14 protein-coding genes are annotated in these 16,718 nt (G+C 30.9%); 6 read left to right on the top strand and 8 right to left on the bottom strand.

From position 1 onward, the window contains the following. Positions 1 to 8 precede the first annotated feature (8 nt). Positions 9 to 740, top strand: coding sequence for an ABC transporter ATP-binding protein (locus B5E75_RS01210; RefSeq protein ID WP_087356981.1), 732 nt, complete (start codon positions 9 to 11; stop codon positions 738 to 740). Further along, positions 727 to 1,470: an ABC transporter permease gene (locus B5E75_RS01205; RefSeq protein ID WP_087356980.1), complete on the top strand. Its 744-nt coding sequence runs from the start codon at positions 727 to 729 to the stop codon at positions 1,468 to 1,470. The genes B5E75_RS01210 and B5E75_RS01205 overlap by 14 nt, the downstream gene beginning before the upstream one ends. Before the next feature lie 297 nt (positions 1,471 to 1,767). On the opposite strand, the gene B5E75_RS01195 is transcribed toward B5E75_RS01205, so the two are convergent. After that, the gene (locus tag B5E75_RS01195) at positions 1,768 to 2,130 is read right to left on the bottom strand and encodes a helix-turn-helix transcriptional regulator (RefSeq protein ID WP_087356979.1); all 363 of its coding nucleotides are present in this window, start codon (positions 2,128 to 2,130) and stop codon (positions 1,768 to 1,770) included. A gap of 515 nt (positions 2,131 to 2,645) precedes the next feature. Here B5E75_RS01195 and B5E75_RS01190 point away from each other — a divergent pair. The 4 genes from B5E75_RS01190 (at position 2,646) to B5E75_RS01165 (ending at position 5,165) form a co-directional block, all read left to right on the top strand. Beyond that, positions 2,646 to 3,074: an RNA polymerase sigma factor gene (locus tag B5E75_RS01190; RefSeq protein ID WP_087356978.1), complete on the top strand. Its 429-nt coding sequence runs from the start codon at positions 2,646 to 2,648 to the stop codon at positions 3,072 to 3,074. After that, positions 3,071 to 3,319: a helix-turn-helix domain-containing protein gene (locus B5E75_RS01185; RefSeq protein ID WP_087356977.1), complete on the top strand. Its 249-nt coding sequence runs from the start codon at positions 3,071 to 3,073 to the stop codon at positions 3,317 to 3,319. The genes B5E75_RS01190 and B5E75_RS01185 overlap by 4 nt, the downstream gene beginning before the upstream one ends. Before the next feature lie 373 nt (positions 3,320 to 3,692). Continuing rightward, a complete protein-coding gene (locus B5E75_RS01170) occupies positions 3,693 to 3,899 on the top strand; it encodes an excisionase (RefSeq protein WP_087356976.1) in 207 nt (68 codons plus the stop codon). A 78-nt stretch (positions 3,900 to 3,977) separates the two neighbouring features. Next, entirely contained in the window at positions 3,978 to 5,165 is a 1,188-nt protein-coding gene (locus tag B5E75_RS01165; RefSeq protein ID WP_087356975.1) for a tyrosine-type recombinase/integrase, read from the top strand. 193 nt (positions 5,166 to 5,358) lie between these two features. Here B5E75_RS01165 and B5E75_RS01160 read toward each other — a convergent pair whose 3' ends face one another. The 7 genes from B5E75_RS01160 to B5E75_RS01130 form a co-directional block, all read right to left on the bottom strand. After that, positions 5,359 to 7,443 carry an ATP-binding protein gene (locus tag B5E75_RS01160; RefSeq protein ID WP_087356974.1) on the bottom strand — a complete coding sequence of 695 codons (2,085 nt, stop codon included), beginning with the start codon at positions 7,441 to 7,443 and terminating at the stop codon, positions 5,359 to 5,361. A 764-nt stretch (positions 7,444 to 8,207) separates the two neighbouring features. Beyond that, positions 8,208 to 8,528, bottom strand: coding sequence for a hypothetical protein (locus B5E75_RS01155; RefSeq protein WP_087302769.1), 321 nt, complete (start codon positions 8,526 to 8,528; stop codon positions 8,208 to 8,210). Next, entirely contained in the window at positions 8,500 to 10,875 is a 2,376-nt protein-coding gene (locus B5E75_RS01150) for a hypothetical protein (RefSeq protein ID WP_087302767.1), read from the bottom strand. Before B5E75_RS01150 ends, B5E75_RS01155 begins: the two co-directional genes overlap by 29 nt. Before the next feature lie 128 nt (positions 10,876 to 11,003). After that, positions 11,004 to 11,393, bottom strand: coding sequence for a hypothetical protein (locus B5E75_RS01145; RefSeq protein ID WP_087302765.1), 390 nt, complete (start codon positions 11,391 to 11,393; stop codon positions 11,004 to 11,006). A gap of 13 nt (positions 11,394 to 11,406) precedes the next feature. Continuing rightward, positions 11,407 to 15,468, bottom strand: a complete 4,062-nt coding sequence (locus tag B5E75_RS01140) for an Eco57I restriction-modification methylase domain-containing protein (protein ID WP_087302763.1) — start codon at positions 15,466 to 15,468, stop codon at positions 11,407 to 11,409. Beyond that, complete coding sequence (locus B5E75_RS01135) at positions 15,468 to 16,406, bottom strand: restriction endonuclease subunit M (RefSeq protein WP_239406469.1); 939 nt, start codon at positions 16,404 to 16,406, stop codon at positions 15,468 to 15,470. Before B5E75_RS01135 ends, B5E75_RS01140 begins: the two co-directional genes overlap by 1 nt. Continuing rightward, on the bottom strand, positions 16,399 to 16,638 hold the full coding sequence (locus B5E75_RS01130; protein WP_087302761.1) for a helix-turn-helix domain-containing protein: 240 nt from the start codon (positions 16,636 to 16,638) through the stop codon (positions 16,399 to 16,401). The genes B5E75_RS01135 and B5E75_RS01130 overlap by 8 nt, the downstream gene beginning before the upstream one ends. Between the last annotated feature and the right edge of the window lie 80 nt (positions 16,639 to 16,718).

Genomic DNA, 16,718 nt, shown 5'->3' with positions numbered 1-16,718 from the left:
GAACAGAATTGAATACAACAATTAGAGTTGAACATCTCAAAAAATCCTACGGAAATACTTGTGTTGTCAATGATATAAGTCTTTCTGTAAATAAAGGTGAAGTCTTTGGGCTTCTGGGTGCAAATGGAGCAGGAAAAAGCACCACGATTGAATGTATTTTGGGAACTAGGCAGGCAGACAGCGGGACAGTAGAAATACTTGGAATGTGTCCGACAAAAGAGAGAAAATGTTTGTTTGAAAACGTAGGCGTACAGTTTCAGGAGTCTAATTATCAAGACAAAATTTTGGTTTCAGAGCTATGCGAGGAAACACAATGCCTATATAAAGAAGTTACAGACTATAAAATTTTGTTAGAGCAGTTTGGGTTGTCTGACAAATTAAAAAGCCCTGTATCGGAACTGTCTGGCGGACAGAAACAAAAACTATTTATTGTTTTAGCACTTATCCCTAATCCTAAAGTAGTCTTTTTAGATGAATTGACGACAGGATTGGACACTAAAGCCCGCCGTGATGTATGGAAATGTTTATCGGAGCTAAAGAAAAAAGGATTAACTATTTTTCTTACCTCTCATTTTATGGACGAGGTAGAAAATCTTTGTGACAGAATTATGATTTTGAAAAAAGGAAATACCGTTTTTTCTGGAACAATCGAAGAAGCGATTGCCAGCAGTCCATATAAAGAATTTGAGGAAGTTTATCTTTGGTACGCAGAGGAGGAAATGACGAATGAAAACATTTAAGACTATGCTGAAAACAGAATTAAAACTTTCCCTTAGGGGTATGGATATGTTTATTTTTGCAATCTGTATGCCTGTGATAGTAATAATTCTGCTGGGTATTATTTACGGTGATAAACCTGCTTTTGCTGACGCTGAATATACTTTTTTACAGCAATCATTCGGAGCAGTATCTACAATAGCTATTTGTGCTGGCGGACTAATGGGCTTGCCTTTAGTTGTATCTGATTATAGAAACAGAAAAATTTTAAAAAGACTTAAAGTGACACCTGTTAAGCCGATTACAATTTTACTGGTTGAAATAGCTATTTACTGCATTTATTCATTGGTGTCATTGGCACTCATTTATTTAGTAGCGTTTTTATTTTTTGATTTTCAGATAATGGGGAACTTTTTACAGTTTTTCATATCTTTCGTATTAGTGATGTTGTCAATGTTCAGCATTGGTATGATGGTCGGTGGAATAGCACCAAACATGAAAATTGCAAGTACCGTTGCCAGTATTTTATACTTTCCAATGTTAATTTTCTCGGGTGCAACACTTCCTTATGAGATTATGCCTGATGCGTTACAAAACTTTGCAAATATACTCCCCTTAACACAGGGAATAAAATTATTAAAAGGTACGGCGTTAGGTTTGCCGATTGATAATATCCTCTTTCCTATCGGGCTAATGGTTGCAATCATTGTAATTTGTACGACTATTTCTTTGAAATTCTTTAAATGGGAGTAATTATGATAGTTTTAAAAAAACGAGATATGCAAAAGCTTTTAAAAGCAAGTGCAAAGGCAAGAGGTATTTCCATAAAAGATATGCGAGAGGAAATATAAGCTACCATTGATGAAGTTATGAACAGCACTGACCCAGAAGTACAGGCAAACTTCAAAAGGTATTTTGGCAACAAAAGACCCACGCCAGAAGAATATATCTATACGATTACGAGAAAGACAAAGATTTGAAAAATACCTTTTCGCTACCTGCATGGCAGATCAGCGGAAAAGGTATGGAAGATAAAAAGAACGGGAAGCCTTATTTACTTCCCGTCCCCTTGCTTTTCATGATACCGTCGATAGTTCCTTGAATGATAAGTAATTCTTCATCAGTCAATGCGTCCAGTGAATTTTCTATCTGACGGCGGACTGTGGACTTCTCCACTTCTTTTGTCGGATAGAAATATTCATCAACGGAAATATTGAACATAGTAACTAAATCATGAAATAACTGGAAGCTGGGGTGTTTCCCTACATTCTCAATATCTGCGATATGACGTTCTCCGTAAAATACCTTATCGCCTAAGTCATTACGGGAAAGTCCAGCTTTTTCTCTGGCTTCTCTGATTGCCAGCCCCAGTGGACGGAAATCAAAGCTATGTGTATCTTTCTTTTTTCTCATTTTAATCACCTATCATGAGTTTATACTTCATGCCACATGATTAGAATGTGTTAAAAATTCATATAGTATGCACTGAAAATGTTTTGCGTTATCTATGCGGTAAATAAAAAAAACCGTTCTTGATAACGATACTTTTCATGCGGTCTTAACTAGGACGGTTTTGTAAAAGCAGGACTGTCCTTTTCTTATTGGAAAAGTACGCTCCGATTAAGGGGGACGTGCTATGAGTAAGCATAAGAAGAAATATTGCTCTCAATTTGATATTCCACCGAAAATGCTTCATCAAGCCGTTTACCCTAAACATGAATTAAAACTTCATATAACGAGAACAACAAAAGCAGTCTGTTGGTACATTCGTGTCCTAATAGATTGCTTTTGTTATATATAGTGTTTTCAGCATTTTTTTGATTTTCTTTCCAGAACTGGTTAGCAAATCGCCCACTCCTGTACCGATGTGGGGCGGAAAGAGGGATAGATACCTTTTACGTCTTGACGAGGAAAGGGGGTGGACTTAAGTGAAACCGTCTGACTTCCAAAAGACAACCCAGTGTCAGTTTGACTGCAAGCTGAAACGTACTGTCAAGGGCGTTATCCTGAACTACAAAAAAGAGCTAAAACGTCGCAAGGATAAAGAAATTCCTTTCTGTGAGCTTCCAGAAATCATGGTGGAAAAGCTGGCAGTATGGGACGAATATATGAGCGACTACACAGCTTTTGAGGTATGCGGGATAGAAATCCGTGTGCTGGACGAAGAGCTTGCGAAAGCACTGAAACAGTTGTCTGACCGTAACAGAGAAAATCTGCTGATGTATTATTTTCTGGAAATGAGCGATACAGAGATTGCAAAAGTACAGAAAATTTCCAGAGCAGGGGTTTTCAAGAACCGTTACAGAGCCTTAGAAAACTTGAAAAAATCACTGATAAAGGAGCGTGAACAGAGATGAAGAAGAACTATAAGCTCCCGCCATACCGACTTATTTCATCAGCAGTAGACGGGAACGAACAGTCTATTGAAAAGATACTGGCATTTTATGACCCGTACATATCAAAATGCTGTCTGCGTCCTCTTTATGATGAATACGGCAACGTCTATATTGTTGTCGATATGGAGCTGAAAGGACGTATCAGAGAAGCCCTCATTAGAATGATGTTGGACTTTGATATTGGACTAGCACCGACAGAAGAATAAAACTGACGGCAGAGTATGATTTGTCAAAATCCCCCTCTTTCCTGCTCTGCCTAGTTTTTACTATATGAGAGCCATTACAGGCTTTCGCCGATTGTTCCTTGACAACTGAATAAAGCAGATAGATACGTTTGTGATACAGCGAGCCACGGAAACTGTACGCCATGACCTTTCCAGAGAAAGCGAGCGACCCACGCAGTGATCCGAGAGCGACTTGTGGAATGGTCGTTTTGCCATGACCTGTATTTACAGAATAATGATACGTCCCAGAGGTGGTTTTGCTCATAGGAATGAGATTGGTTGAGATACCAGCGGAGTTTTCCAAAGCCGTCTGTCTGCTTGTAAAAAATGCACACAGTAAAGGGGGTGCTTATACATGACAAACAATACTGATGTGCCTATCTGGGAAAAATACACGCTTACGATTGAAGAAGCGTCTAAATATTTCCGTATCGGAGAAAACAAGCTAAGGAAGCTCGCTGAAGAAAATATCGGCTCAAATTGGGTTATTATGAATGGAAACCGTATGCAGATTAAGCGAAAACAGTTTGAAAAAATCATAGATAAATTGGACGCTATCTGATGAAAGCAAGCCCTAAATATGGTATAATTATCATAGTGAGTCTAGGGCTTGCTCCTTTTTTGAAAGGAGCTTCCTGTAATGGCAAAAGAAGTTAGACGAGATAACAAAGGTCGTATTTTAAGAACAGGAGAAAGCCAAAGACCCGACGGAAGATATATGTTTAAGAGCAGTTTGTTAGCAAAGCCACTCTATTCATGGAAACTTGTTCCCACAGATAAGATACCGAAAGGCAAACGTAATGATATTTCCCTGCGAGATAAAATCGAACAGGCATTGAAAGACGTTAGTGACGGTATTGACCCAGCGGGAAAAAAGTTGACGGTATGCCAGCTTTACGCAAAGAAAAACAGTCTTAGAAAGAACGTCAAACGTAATACAGTAAAGGGGCGACAGCAGTTTATGAACTTGCTGAAAAAGGACGCTCTGGGAAGTATGACGATTGATAATGTGAAGCTGTCAGACGCTAAAGCATGGGCTATCCGTATGAGCGAGAATGGCATAGCGTACAACTCTATCCGTAATTACAAGCGTTCTTTGAAAGCGTCTTTCTATCTGGCGATACAGGACGATTACATCAGAAAGAACCCGTTTGATTTTAAATTAAGCGAAGTGATTGACGATGATACCGAAGAAAAGATTGTGCTGACACCAGAGCAGGAAGAAAATCTTCTGTCCTTTGCAAAGACGGACAAGACATACAAAAAGTATTATGATGAGATTGTGATACTGCTCGAAACAGGATTGCGTGTTTCTGAACTTTGCGGACTGGATTTGAATGTGGCTGTCAATATGAAGGACAGGCTAATCCTTGTAGAACACCAGCTTCTAAGGGACAATGAGGTGGGATATTATACCGCCCCGCCTAAGACGAAGAATGGTAGCCGACAAGTGCCTATGAGTAACCGAGCTTATGAAGCATTTAAGCGAGCTATCAAGAACCGTCCTAAGGGGAAAGAGTTCATGGTAGACGGCTACAGCCGTTTCCTTTTCCTTAATAAAAAGGGACTTCCTAAAGTGGCTGTAAATTACGACGGTATGCTTAGAGGGCTTGTGGCGAAATACAACAAGACACATGATGAGCCTTTACCGCATATCACACCGCATACATTCAGGCATACATTCTGTACGAACATGGCGAATAAAGGAATGAACCCGAATACGTTACAGTACATCATAGGACATTCCAACATAACTATGACGCTTGGATATTATGCACATGGCTCTTATGCTTCTGCAAAGTCTGAAATGGATAGGCTTTGTGCTTAGTAGTACAAACTGAATTTACTACGAATTTACTACTTCCGAACGGGAAAACACATGGGAATATAAAAACTTATGTGAAGAGCTTTCCACTATGGAAAGTGCCACTAAAGCCGATAAAATAAGGCTTTAATGGCATTTAAAGAGAATTAAAAAGATAATAGGAATTTTCGATAAGATATTATAAATAAAATATTATTTAATTTCCTATAATACTATCACAAATTTTGATAATATAATTTGGAATTATATTATATCTTTTTTCATCCAAAGAGATCATTTCATTATTTTCATAATGATAGGATTCTGTGATAAAGCTCATAAATACTTGATCTTCTGCCTTTAACGGATTCAAATATAAGTATGCTCTCATAATTTGTAATTTATCAATAGAAGATGTAGCACTTTTATACCACTTTATTAAATTACTGCTACTTTTTAATTTGGATAAAATATCTTCATAATCGAAATTATTAATATACTCCATAATGGTTGAAATACCATCATTAATCTCATCTTCGTTCATATCAATTAATTCACCACATTCTTTTTTCTTAGGTGTATCATAAAGATGCTCTAAAGATGAGATAATATTGAATGCATCATTTTCTTTTGGATTACTATATTGTAAATATTTTCTCAAATTTACCAAGCGCAATAATATATTTAATCCTGTATTTTTTGATTTTTTCTCCCATTGTCTTAATGTATTACAAACCCAATCTTTTTTTATTCTTATATCAGTAAAAATACCATTTTGATTTGATACAAATGAACAAGAGTCATTTATATTTCTAAAATTATCCTTATACATCAAATCAATAATTATATCAAAATCATGAGTAAATAAAATAACTGTTTTATTTTTAAATACTGCATTATCTTTCGTGAACAAATAATACAATATTGCAAATTTTTTATTATTATCAAAAGATGAAACAGGATCATCTAAAATAATTAAATCATAATTTTGTTCTGCTTCTAATGAAAATAATATCAAAGAAATTGCATTTCTTTCTCCATAGCTTAAATCATCTTTTGAAATTATTTTTTCAACACATATAGGTTTTAAAATTGTTTTATAATTTTTATCACCTAATGCTTGAATTTTAACTTCGTAAGGAATACCTGATATTCTTAAAAAATCATTTATATATTGGCTTTTATTCAAAATACAAAAATTCAACTTTTGTGAAAATTCTTGAGTAATATTTTTAATATCCTTATCTTTACTAATTAAATTATCAATAGAATTATTAACATTATTGATTTTCTCAAAAACATCTTTTTCTAAATGCGAATAAAAATCCATTGATAATTTATTTTCTTTTAAAAAGTCAACAAGAATATTATTATCATATTTTTCCTTTATTTGTATAACACTTAAATTACTTAAATTGTTCAATTTATTTAATTCTTGTTCACACAAAACATAAAGAGAATAAAGCAATTTTGCTTCATCAGATGAAACTTTATCATTGCTATTAACTATATTATCAACTTCTTTTTTTGTATTATCATCAAAATATTTTTTTATTTTATATACTACATTTTTAACTTCAACATTTTGTTTTAAAGCAGTCGTTTTAAATGTGTTATTGATATCTGCGCATATTTTTTCAAAGTTTTCTGGTAAATCATTTAAACAAAATGGGCATTTCTTCCCAGTCAATAATTTTATACCATTTTCAAACCATTTATGCCATTCAAAATTATTATTTGCTTCTAATAATGATTGATATGGTTTTGCATCTTCTGTGATTAACACAGAAAGATTTGATAACTTTTTCCCTTTTGCAAATTTTGTTGTTGCAGGAACACTATAGGTAGTTCCTTTTTTGGTTTCTTTTATTTTAAAATCCAAGCTATTTTTAAATCCTGTTAATTCTTCTATTATTGTTTTTATATCAGAAGATGAAATGCTATTCACAAGATCAAAAAAAAGATTATTAATGCGTTTTAATGCCAATTTATATTCATCAGTATTAATAAGTATTTCAAAACTATTATTAACTATATCTTCATGAAATAAATATTGATTCACATATTCTTGATTAAAAACAATAACATTAGAAAAGTTTTTATCAATTTGAATAGTTGGAACTAAATCACTATCATATTTTTTTAAAACAGATAAATCTTCTCCTTTAATACTTTTTTCAATTCCTTTGGCTATTGTACTTTTTCCTGTACCATTAATTCCATATTTGACATTAATACTATTTTCTATAATTTCTAAATTACCATGCTCAATTACCCCAAGATTATTAAATTCGATTTTCAAAAAAAGCCCTCCTTTATTTTACAGATAAATTATCATATATTTTAATTAATATTTAATAAATCCAAACTTTTAATAGTTTTACTACCTTCCGAATCGCTTCTTTATTTAAAATATAAATGCATATTAAAATAACTTACTAAGTCATTTCAATATTTTTTAGCACTCTAGTCGGCAAATTGCTAAACATATTATACCAAACTATATATCACAGTCAATATTTAAATGCTAAATTACTGTTTTGGCTACAAAAAGCATAAAAATCACTTGCGTCAATAAAAAGTTTTTCTTTCCTTTCAATCATTTACTAATTTATGTATTTATTTTATATTGTTGAAAATATAGTATCCATCATTTTATCTGTTAATATTTCCATAACCCATCCATTTTTCTGACTTAAAATCATAATATTTTCCATTAACTTGTTAACATATTACCCATATACTTGTTTACTTTGTATAATTCATTAGTAAAATACTAAATGATACTATTTCCAATATGGTAAATTATATAAACTATATAAAATAATATAAACAAAAGAAAAATCGCCATTTTTATGACGATTTTACATACAAAATTAAATTGATACTATTCGAACTCGCTTCCTTTCAATTGGTTTTCTATCTTTTTCATACTATTTTATACATATTTTTATCTATATTTTCCCAGATATCTCTATTATTCGAGAAATATTAATTCTTTGTACTCATTTTGTACTCACCATGAGTACTCTTTGAGTACATATCTTTTTACAATAGATAATACTATTATTCGGGTATACTATCATCTTTATTTCTTAATTCTTCACTTTTTTGGTTTAATTCTTTAATAACCGACTTCACAAGTTTAATGCAATAATTCATTAATCTATACGCTTCTTTTTGCTTAGAATCTAATTCCTTGTGTAATTCTATTTCATACTCTTGATCAGGGCATTCAAAATTATCATTTACATCATAATCCAATAAGTTAAAAAAATCTTGAGAGTTAATTACTTTTTCCGTTATAGATACAGTTAATGTTTTACTACCGCATGAAATAACTGAGTTATAATTTTCATCAATTTTTACTGTTATTTCTTTTGTCATATCTTTTCCACCTCTTTCTTATTACATCTACTCCTCCATCCAAAGTATCTGCAATATCTTTCAAAATATTAATATTTTCATCTTGGTATTCTAATGCTCCGTTATAAGCAACTATACCATCTTCATCATTTTTTAAAACGATCACATTGTCTACATCTAGATTTACAACTAACTCAGGTTTATGTGTAATGAACAAAACTTGTTTTTTATCAGATATTTTTCTAAAAATATCTATTAAATCTGATGTGATTTTATTTTGGGAAACATCATCTCCCGGCTGATCAACGATATACATTTTATTGTTTAAATCATAGGACAATAGATCTAAATAAATTAATGCATTTTTTCCCGGTGAATTACCACTCAACTCAGAATCTTCTTCTTTTAAGATCGCATAATCTATTTTCAAAATATCGGATTTAACATAATCTTTTACACATTGTTTATATGCTATATTAATGTCTTTCCCTTCATCTAAATATTTTTTTATTTTTGTATCAGCACAGGAGTCAATAAAGTTATCATTATCTACTTTCGAAAGGTATGATAATTTATTATTATTAGAAAAAGGATACATTAAAATGTCTTCTATAATTTCCGATGTAATTTTTGAAACAACTGTTCTAGTTATAAATATATAACCATTTAATGGATTCTCCTCTTGTTTTATAAGGATATCTTTATAATCAAATAATATATCTTCATTTTTTGTATTTATTTTATCAATATAATCTACTATTCGTTGCTGAAAACTAATTAAATCTGTATTGAAATTATTTCTTTTTCTTTCTTGATCTTGAACGATTTTATTTACTGCTTTCTCGTGTGATTCAAAGACTTTATTTATTGTTGAGCATATTGAATTATGTATCTTCTCATCGATTTTTAATTTCTCATACTTTTTCTTCATTTCTTGATATTTTTCGATACTTAAATTTATTATCTTAATATCTTCTTCTAACAAATCTTTTGTATCACGTAATTTTTTTAATTGATTTAAAACATTTTTGATATTATCTATAATTTGAGAATAATCTTTTGTTTTACAAACTATATTTGAAACAGCATGAAGTTGATAATTATTGTCCTCAACATCTGCGGGAATATCTAAATCAAAGTTTAAATTTCTTTTCGCATTTTTTAATTGATAATTGTTTTTTATTTTATTTAAAACTCTATCAATATATTTATCAAATATTGCATCATATGAGTCAATAATCAAATCGTTAAAATGTTTTTGAAATTGTGGATAATTATTAAGACTATTATTATCTTGGAACAACTTTCTTATATTACCTTGCCTATCAAAATGGATAGATTTGAGTAATTTTTGATCTATAGGAACTACTGATATTTCTTTCGATTCACAATATCTCTTATATCCTTCTTTTCTTGTTTTATCAATTTTTGTCAATTTGGGATTATATAAGTATTCAAGAATTAAACTTTTCCCAATAGAATTATCTCCAATAATTGCATTTAATCCCGAAGAAAGTTCTAAATCAACTACCTGGTTCTTTATATTTAAAGATATTTTATCTAAGTATGGTTTTCTAATATCATAGTATGCAGTAGTAACTCTTCTACTTTCTGTTAATGCCATTACTAATCCTTTAAATGTTGGTAAACTTTTTATATAAGAATATCTAATATCACTTTTATCAGTCTTTTTCTGTTTTGGATATACGGTCCAGTCATGACAATCTGTACCAGTTATATATCTCATATTTTTAAGATCTTTCTCATTTTGATAACTTTTTAGAATTCCTTCTATTCTTCCACTTCTAAATTCTAATGCATCAAAATATTCACAATTAACAATATAGTCAAATTGTTCCTCACCCACACCAGCCAAATTTTCATTTTGGTTTTCTACTCTTATCCCACTTTTTTGATGAGCAATTAATACTACATTAAGATTAATATCAGTAATAATACTTCTAAACGTTGAAAATTTATAAGCATTAGGCTTCTTTTCTTTATTATCAAATTTATATTTTTGCAGAATTTTTTCAATATCTTTCAATTTATCTTTATTAGTATCATCAAATATCGCAATCACATGAAACCTTGCTCCATTTTCAAAAACATCGAATTCAATGCCTGGTAGTATAGATTGTAAAGTCTTGCACAAACTCATGTTGTTAACTAATGTATCATACAGATCAAAATTAAAAACGTTATGATCTGTTATTGCAATCATATTCACTTTTTCTTTTTCTAGTTTTCCCATTAAAATAGGGATATTTTCCTTTGTATTGTTGCTGACTAAATCGCCGTCTTTTTTGCTATACTCACTATGTATATGCAAATCTACCTTTATCAAACTATTTACTATTCTATTCATTTTCTATCCTACCTTATTTTCAATTATCTCTTTTTCATAGCAATTTTTTTAATCATATGAATAATATAAAGTCTTAACATCAATTTGAACTTTTATTACTTCAGGTAATTTGTTCTATTCCATAATATTTATTTTTTAAATCGTGGATCGTCTGCAAGAGTCATAATTCCGCTTAATTTTTTTGGATCTGTTAATAAATCCGCTATTACGCCAAACATTGCAGCATTGCTTTGTTCTTTTTCTTTACTTTCTAATGCATTCTTATGTTCTAATTCCAATAATTCAAGCTTATGTTTATGATCTTGATTACTTTTTTCTATTTCAAAATTATGCTTTTCCTTTAAGGATTCTATATCAATTTCATGTTGCTTCATCAATTTTTCAATTTCATGTTTATTACTTTCTTGCAATTTCATAATTTCATCTTTTGCTTTTTTACATGTAATAACATATGTTACAATTCCGCTAATAAGAGCGGGAATACAAGAAGTTATCAAAATACTAACAACAGATTCCATTCATATACCTCCATCAATCCATTGGTTTTACATTTTCTTCTATAAACGTAATTTCTTCATTTGAAAGATTATATTTTTTATAAAGTTGTTGATCTATTTCAGAAATAGATTTTGACCAAACGATATCAGAATCTAATGAAAAATCTTGTATTGGTACATACTTCCATACTGCTTTTTTATTATCTTGAGTTACTTTTAATATTCCTAATAATGCCCTAGCAAACTTAGTTTTTAAATATTTCAAGAGTGCTTTAGCTTCATATGAAGTTTCAAATGCACCAATACTTATAAATGTTTGAGTATGCCCCATTGCAGGCTGACCTATTTCAGGAGAAGATAAAACCTCACCAAAAGAACCTGATCCATTTGATTTTGGCAAGATAACTTTCCATTTCATTAAATTATCATGAAGTTCTATGTATTCTTTTTTAATCCACATACATACCCTGGTATTTGATTTTCTTCCCATTATTTTGACGTATTCAACTTGATCGTGAGGTTTCTCTGAAAAGAACACAATATTTTCAAGCTTATCAAAAATATTTGATGTTAGATCATAGTCGTGGCCTTTACTCAAAATACCATTGTTTTCATCTATGTATCTTATATTAGAATAATCTTCATGCAATTTTCTTCTAAATTTATAGCTTTCAGGTGCATACACTATATCAGAGATAAATTTTGTAGCATTATTAATAATTTTTTCCTTAATAGTACGTAATTCATTATAATGAGTAAATACACCAATTGCCCCATAATTCACATTTTTATTTCTTAAGGTAATAGCTACGCCACCTTTAATATCTACATTCGGAAACACATCTGTACTATTAGCCGTATAATATACTACCTTAAAATGTTCATCATTTAATACTTTATTATTCCAATCCTTTGGTGTTTTTCCTGCATTGAATAAAAATCTTGCAGGTGTAATGAATGTTACTTTATCTGAAATATTAAATGAAGTATCCATAAACAAATGATATACAGGTTTATCACTTGTGCCTTCTGTTGATTCTTGATAAGGTGGATTACCTACTATAGCATCAAACTTCATTTGACCATTTTCTCCTTTCTTCCAATAACTTGATTTAAGCACACGCTCAATAAATTGTTGCGGTTTATTTTCCATATAATTAATCAAGTCATCAAAATAGTGTGCATTAATTTTTATTTTTGAATATCCCGCTAACGTTCTTTGAGTTATATGTTTAGCCATTGGTGTTTTACATATTACAAATACATTATTTTGGATTGTGTCATTCCATATTCTTCTTTCTAATTCTATTGTAAATTCATCATCGTTATAATCTTTACATTTAGCTCGATAAATACTATATGTAACATATAATGGATAAAGTCCTGTCTTTGAATTGATTTCTAAAATTTGAGCAGATGTATTACTAAATGTATCATCAGTTACTTGACCTCTATCAACAAATCGAGGTTTATCAAGTTCGTGTTCATGATTTTCATCCCAGAAATCATAACCGCCTAAAGTATTTGACATGTGTAGATTAACTACTTTCCAAGGCGTTAAAACGGTTTCTTTATCAGGATTTTTAAAATTTGAGAATAATGAAGCAATCTTTTTGACACGCTCTGTTGGTTCAAGTGTATCGGCCTCACGTGCAATATTCCTGATTCTTCTACCAGCCGCAATAAATACATCCTCGTCATAATATTTCTTAAACTCTTGAAAAGCTTCTTTTGTGACACCTGTCGGCATGAATTCATTCCACGAAGAATCATCTACTTTTTCAATAAATCTTTCTAAGGTGATTTCCTCATCGTATGGAACATCAGCACCATAAATAAGTAATGGCATACGTATAGAAATCCCTCTTAATATTGAAATTGCATCGTTACGTACTTTCTTTTTCTTCTTTAATTCTTCTAAGAATACCTTTTCTTCTTCAGTTAATTCCTTTTTAGGTTTCTTCTTTAATTTCTTTTCCTTTTCATATTCTTCGTTAGTTAAACCTTGATCATTCACAGTAATATCATTTTGCTTGCTAGCTGCTTTTGATTTACCAATAATTCCTTTTAACTCATCAAATTTCTTAATATCAAGTTCATCTAATTTTAATAATTCATCATTATATAAATTACTATCATCAAAGCCATTACGAACTACCTTATCAGCATACGCTTTTTTTAATTGTTGTAACAATCTATCAGCTTGATATTCTTTCATTTGCGATCCAGAAATTGAAATTACAGGACAGTAATTTAAGAATTTTCCTAATATTTGTTTATCTCCATCAGTGGTTTTACCTGCTTTTGAAGATACGGATACAGCTTGTGATACCATTTTTAATGTACGATCTGGTGCAAAATCAAATACATACGCTGTTTCTTTTATCATACCATTCTTATTGCATGGAGACTGTACTCTAAATATTGTTTGTAAATAGTTTGCAGCAGAAGTAGAATATGAACCAGCAAGCATAAATACAGCTGTCCATTCCTTAATTGTTACACCTGTTGTTAACTTTCCACACGATAAAGTAATAGTATATGTATCATTTTTTTCGGCTTCACTAATAGCATTTTTTACACTATTTAGTGCATCAGCAGATTCTTCATCATCACTTCCAGCTACATTTATAATATTAAACTGTCCATTGCCAAATACTGGATGTTTCATCATTAAACTCTTCAAAGCTCTTGCTTCACGTACTCCTGGAACCATCCAAAGAGAATGTTTAAACAATTGACGATACTCCTCTTTTGAATAAGGATAACTATTCTTATCATCAAGTTTAGTCATTAGATTTAAAAATGACCAAATATCATTTTCATGAACAAAATCACCTATTTTCGCAGTTACAGGCATTTGTGCATAATCAAATTTGAAGTCTCCTGTCCACGTTCTAAAAAATTCATGAAAATTAAAAGCTTTATCTTCATAAGTAATATAATTACTATTATGCAATAGTTCTCCAAGATCATATGTATATATACGCAATTCTGGTAATTCTTCATAAGGATTAGAATCTCCAAAATGGAGTTTGTCCCATTCTGATTTACATTCCTGTTCCATTATATAATCCCATGTATATATAGATTCTTCATCGTATTCATCTAAAATGTTGAAAGGAGTTCCTGATAAAGCTAATAGCTTCGTTTTTTTAAGTTCTTCTTTGACAATAGCTTTAATGGTTTCATCACCTAAAGTCGTTTTAGTTCCTTCATGAGCTTCATCTACAATAACACAGTCCCAAATTGTATTGAATATTTCATCATTCTTTCCAAATTTTCCACCAACAGCTTCAGACCCTCTAAGATCTTGAATCGATGCAAAATACACAAATCCTTTACCTTTATTATTCAAAGTATTCACATCATATCCATTTGACTTTGAACCATACAAATAATCGGTATCATAAAAAATCTTTGTAAAGTCCTCATACCATCCATCATTGACAACTGGTCTATGAGTAAGAATGATTGTTTTTTTAAATCCACAACGTTTTATTACTTCTAATGCACTTAAAGTTTTTCCAAATCTCATTTTTGCATTCCAAAGCATGCGATCATGCTTATTAAATTGTTTAACTGTTCTTTCAATCGCATCTTTTTGTTCTGGTCTGAATATGATTGGAACATACTTACTTGTTTTAGAATTACTTAAATTGGCATAATTCTTCTTTACTGCTTGAATAGCCTCTATTGCAGTATCTTTATCTATACGGTACCATTCACGCCCCGTACTACCATCAATTTTCACTTTTTTAATATTTGAATTTTCTAAAACATGATGTACTTCATGATCTCTAAATGCTTTTAATTGAACACTTCCATCTTTCGAATGTTCTTCTTTAATAGCTAATTCAGTATGTAATAATACAGGAGTTACCCCTACAGTGTTTGTATAACTCTTGATTCTCTTTAAAGCAGCTTGATTCAATTCTCTACAATTAGGTGAAAGTTTATCAATCGAGGAGTCCGTATAAACAGTTGCATCTCCAATTTTTATTAGCCCCTTATGCTTTTCATCATTAACTGTAAAAGCATAGATAACCTTATAATTAAATGCATTTTTAAACTGTATATTATCGTTGCTTTCCATTACTTAACTCCTCCATTCATTATACTTTTAAATTCTATACTTGTATTTGCTCTCCAATCATATATTTTACATGGAATTGGTTCTTTTTCCGAGATTTCTTCATTATCCAAGAAATCAAAAATAGACAATTGTGTATTAACTCTTTCACGCTCACTATAAGGAGCATTCAATGTTATGCCATCCATTTGCCATAGATTCCATGAAATTATTTTTGCAATGGTCAAAAGTTGCTCTTCACTAGGTTTATGAGAGAACTTATACTCCATGTTTTCAATAAATGTGTAAAGCAAATTTTCTCTAGCAAGTAGCAAGCTATCTCCCTGGTATTCATAACCATATGTACTTTCATAAGCTCTTTTTACCCACTCAAACCAATCTTCTTCACTTACTGTATTTTCATTAACAACTCGAAACTTTCTATCTAATAAACCTATTCTGTCTTCCAGCGGTATTTCCTTACCAGTGACAGTATCATATCTACTTACTAAATAAGGTGCTTCTCCACAGCTTATTTCTAATCTTCTAGCATCAACATATTTTCTCCAATTTTTATTTGATGGAAAAACGATATTTTCTTTATTTGTAATCCATGTTTGTCCTACTGTTTTATTAAAAACATCTTTACGACAAAACCATGCTTCATCAATTAAATTGTTTTGTTCATTACACACCCATGAAGGAGTAAAAACTTCTGCTTTTTCCTTCGTTCTTTTCGTCTGATCCTCTAATGTTTTCGCAACTCTTGGCGAAATAATATGAGAGTTTTTTCCAGTAATAAGATCTTTAGTGATAGGTTCTTGTGGATAATATGCATCACCAAAGGCAATATAATGATCTGTTGCCCAGCAAATATTTTTCTTTGTTGTTCTATCCTTTAACAGTACATTAAAAACCTTTACCGACATATTCATTAACTCTTCTTCAATAATATCAATCACAGTGATTCACACCACCTTCATCTTTTAAATTATCTTTAACGTATTCAATCAAATCTCCAAAATCACACTCTATATAATGACATATCCTTTCTAAAACAGCTAATGACACTTCTTGATTTTTTCTCATCCTTGTCATTGTATTTGGTGCAATACCTGCTCCTTTTCTTAATTCGGAAGCACTCATATTTTTATCAATCAATAACTTCCATAATTTATTATATGAAATAGCCATAATGACCTCCTGTAAATATTATTATATCCTTTTATCATTAGTTAAATCAACATAAAAACTCGCATATTGATGCGAGCTTT

This window comes from Massiliimicrobium timonense (assembly GCF_002160865.1).
In the GTDB taxonomy this organism is placed as follows: Bacteria; Bacillota_I; Bacilli_A; order Erysipelotrichales; family Coprobacillaceae; genus Allocoprobacillus.
This window is presented reverse-complemented; position numbering and strand designations above follow the sequence as displayed.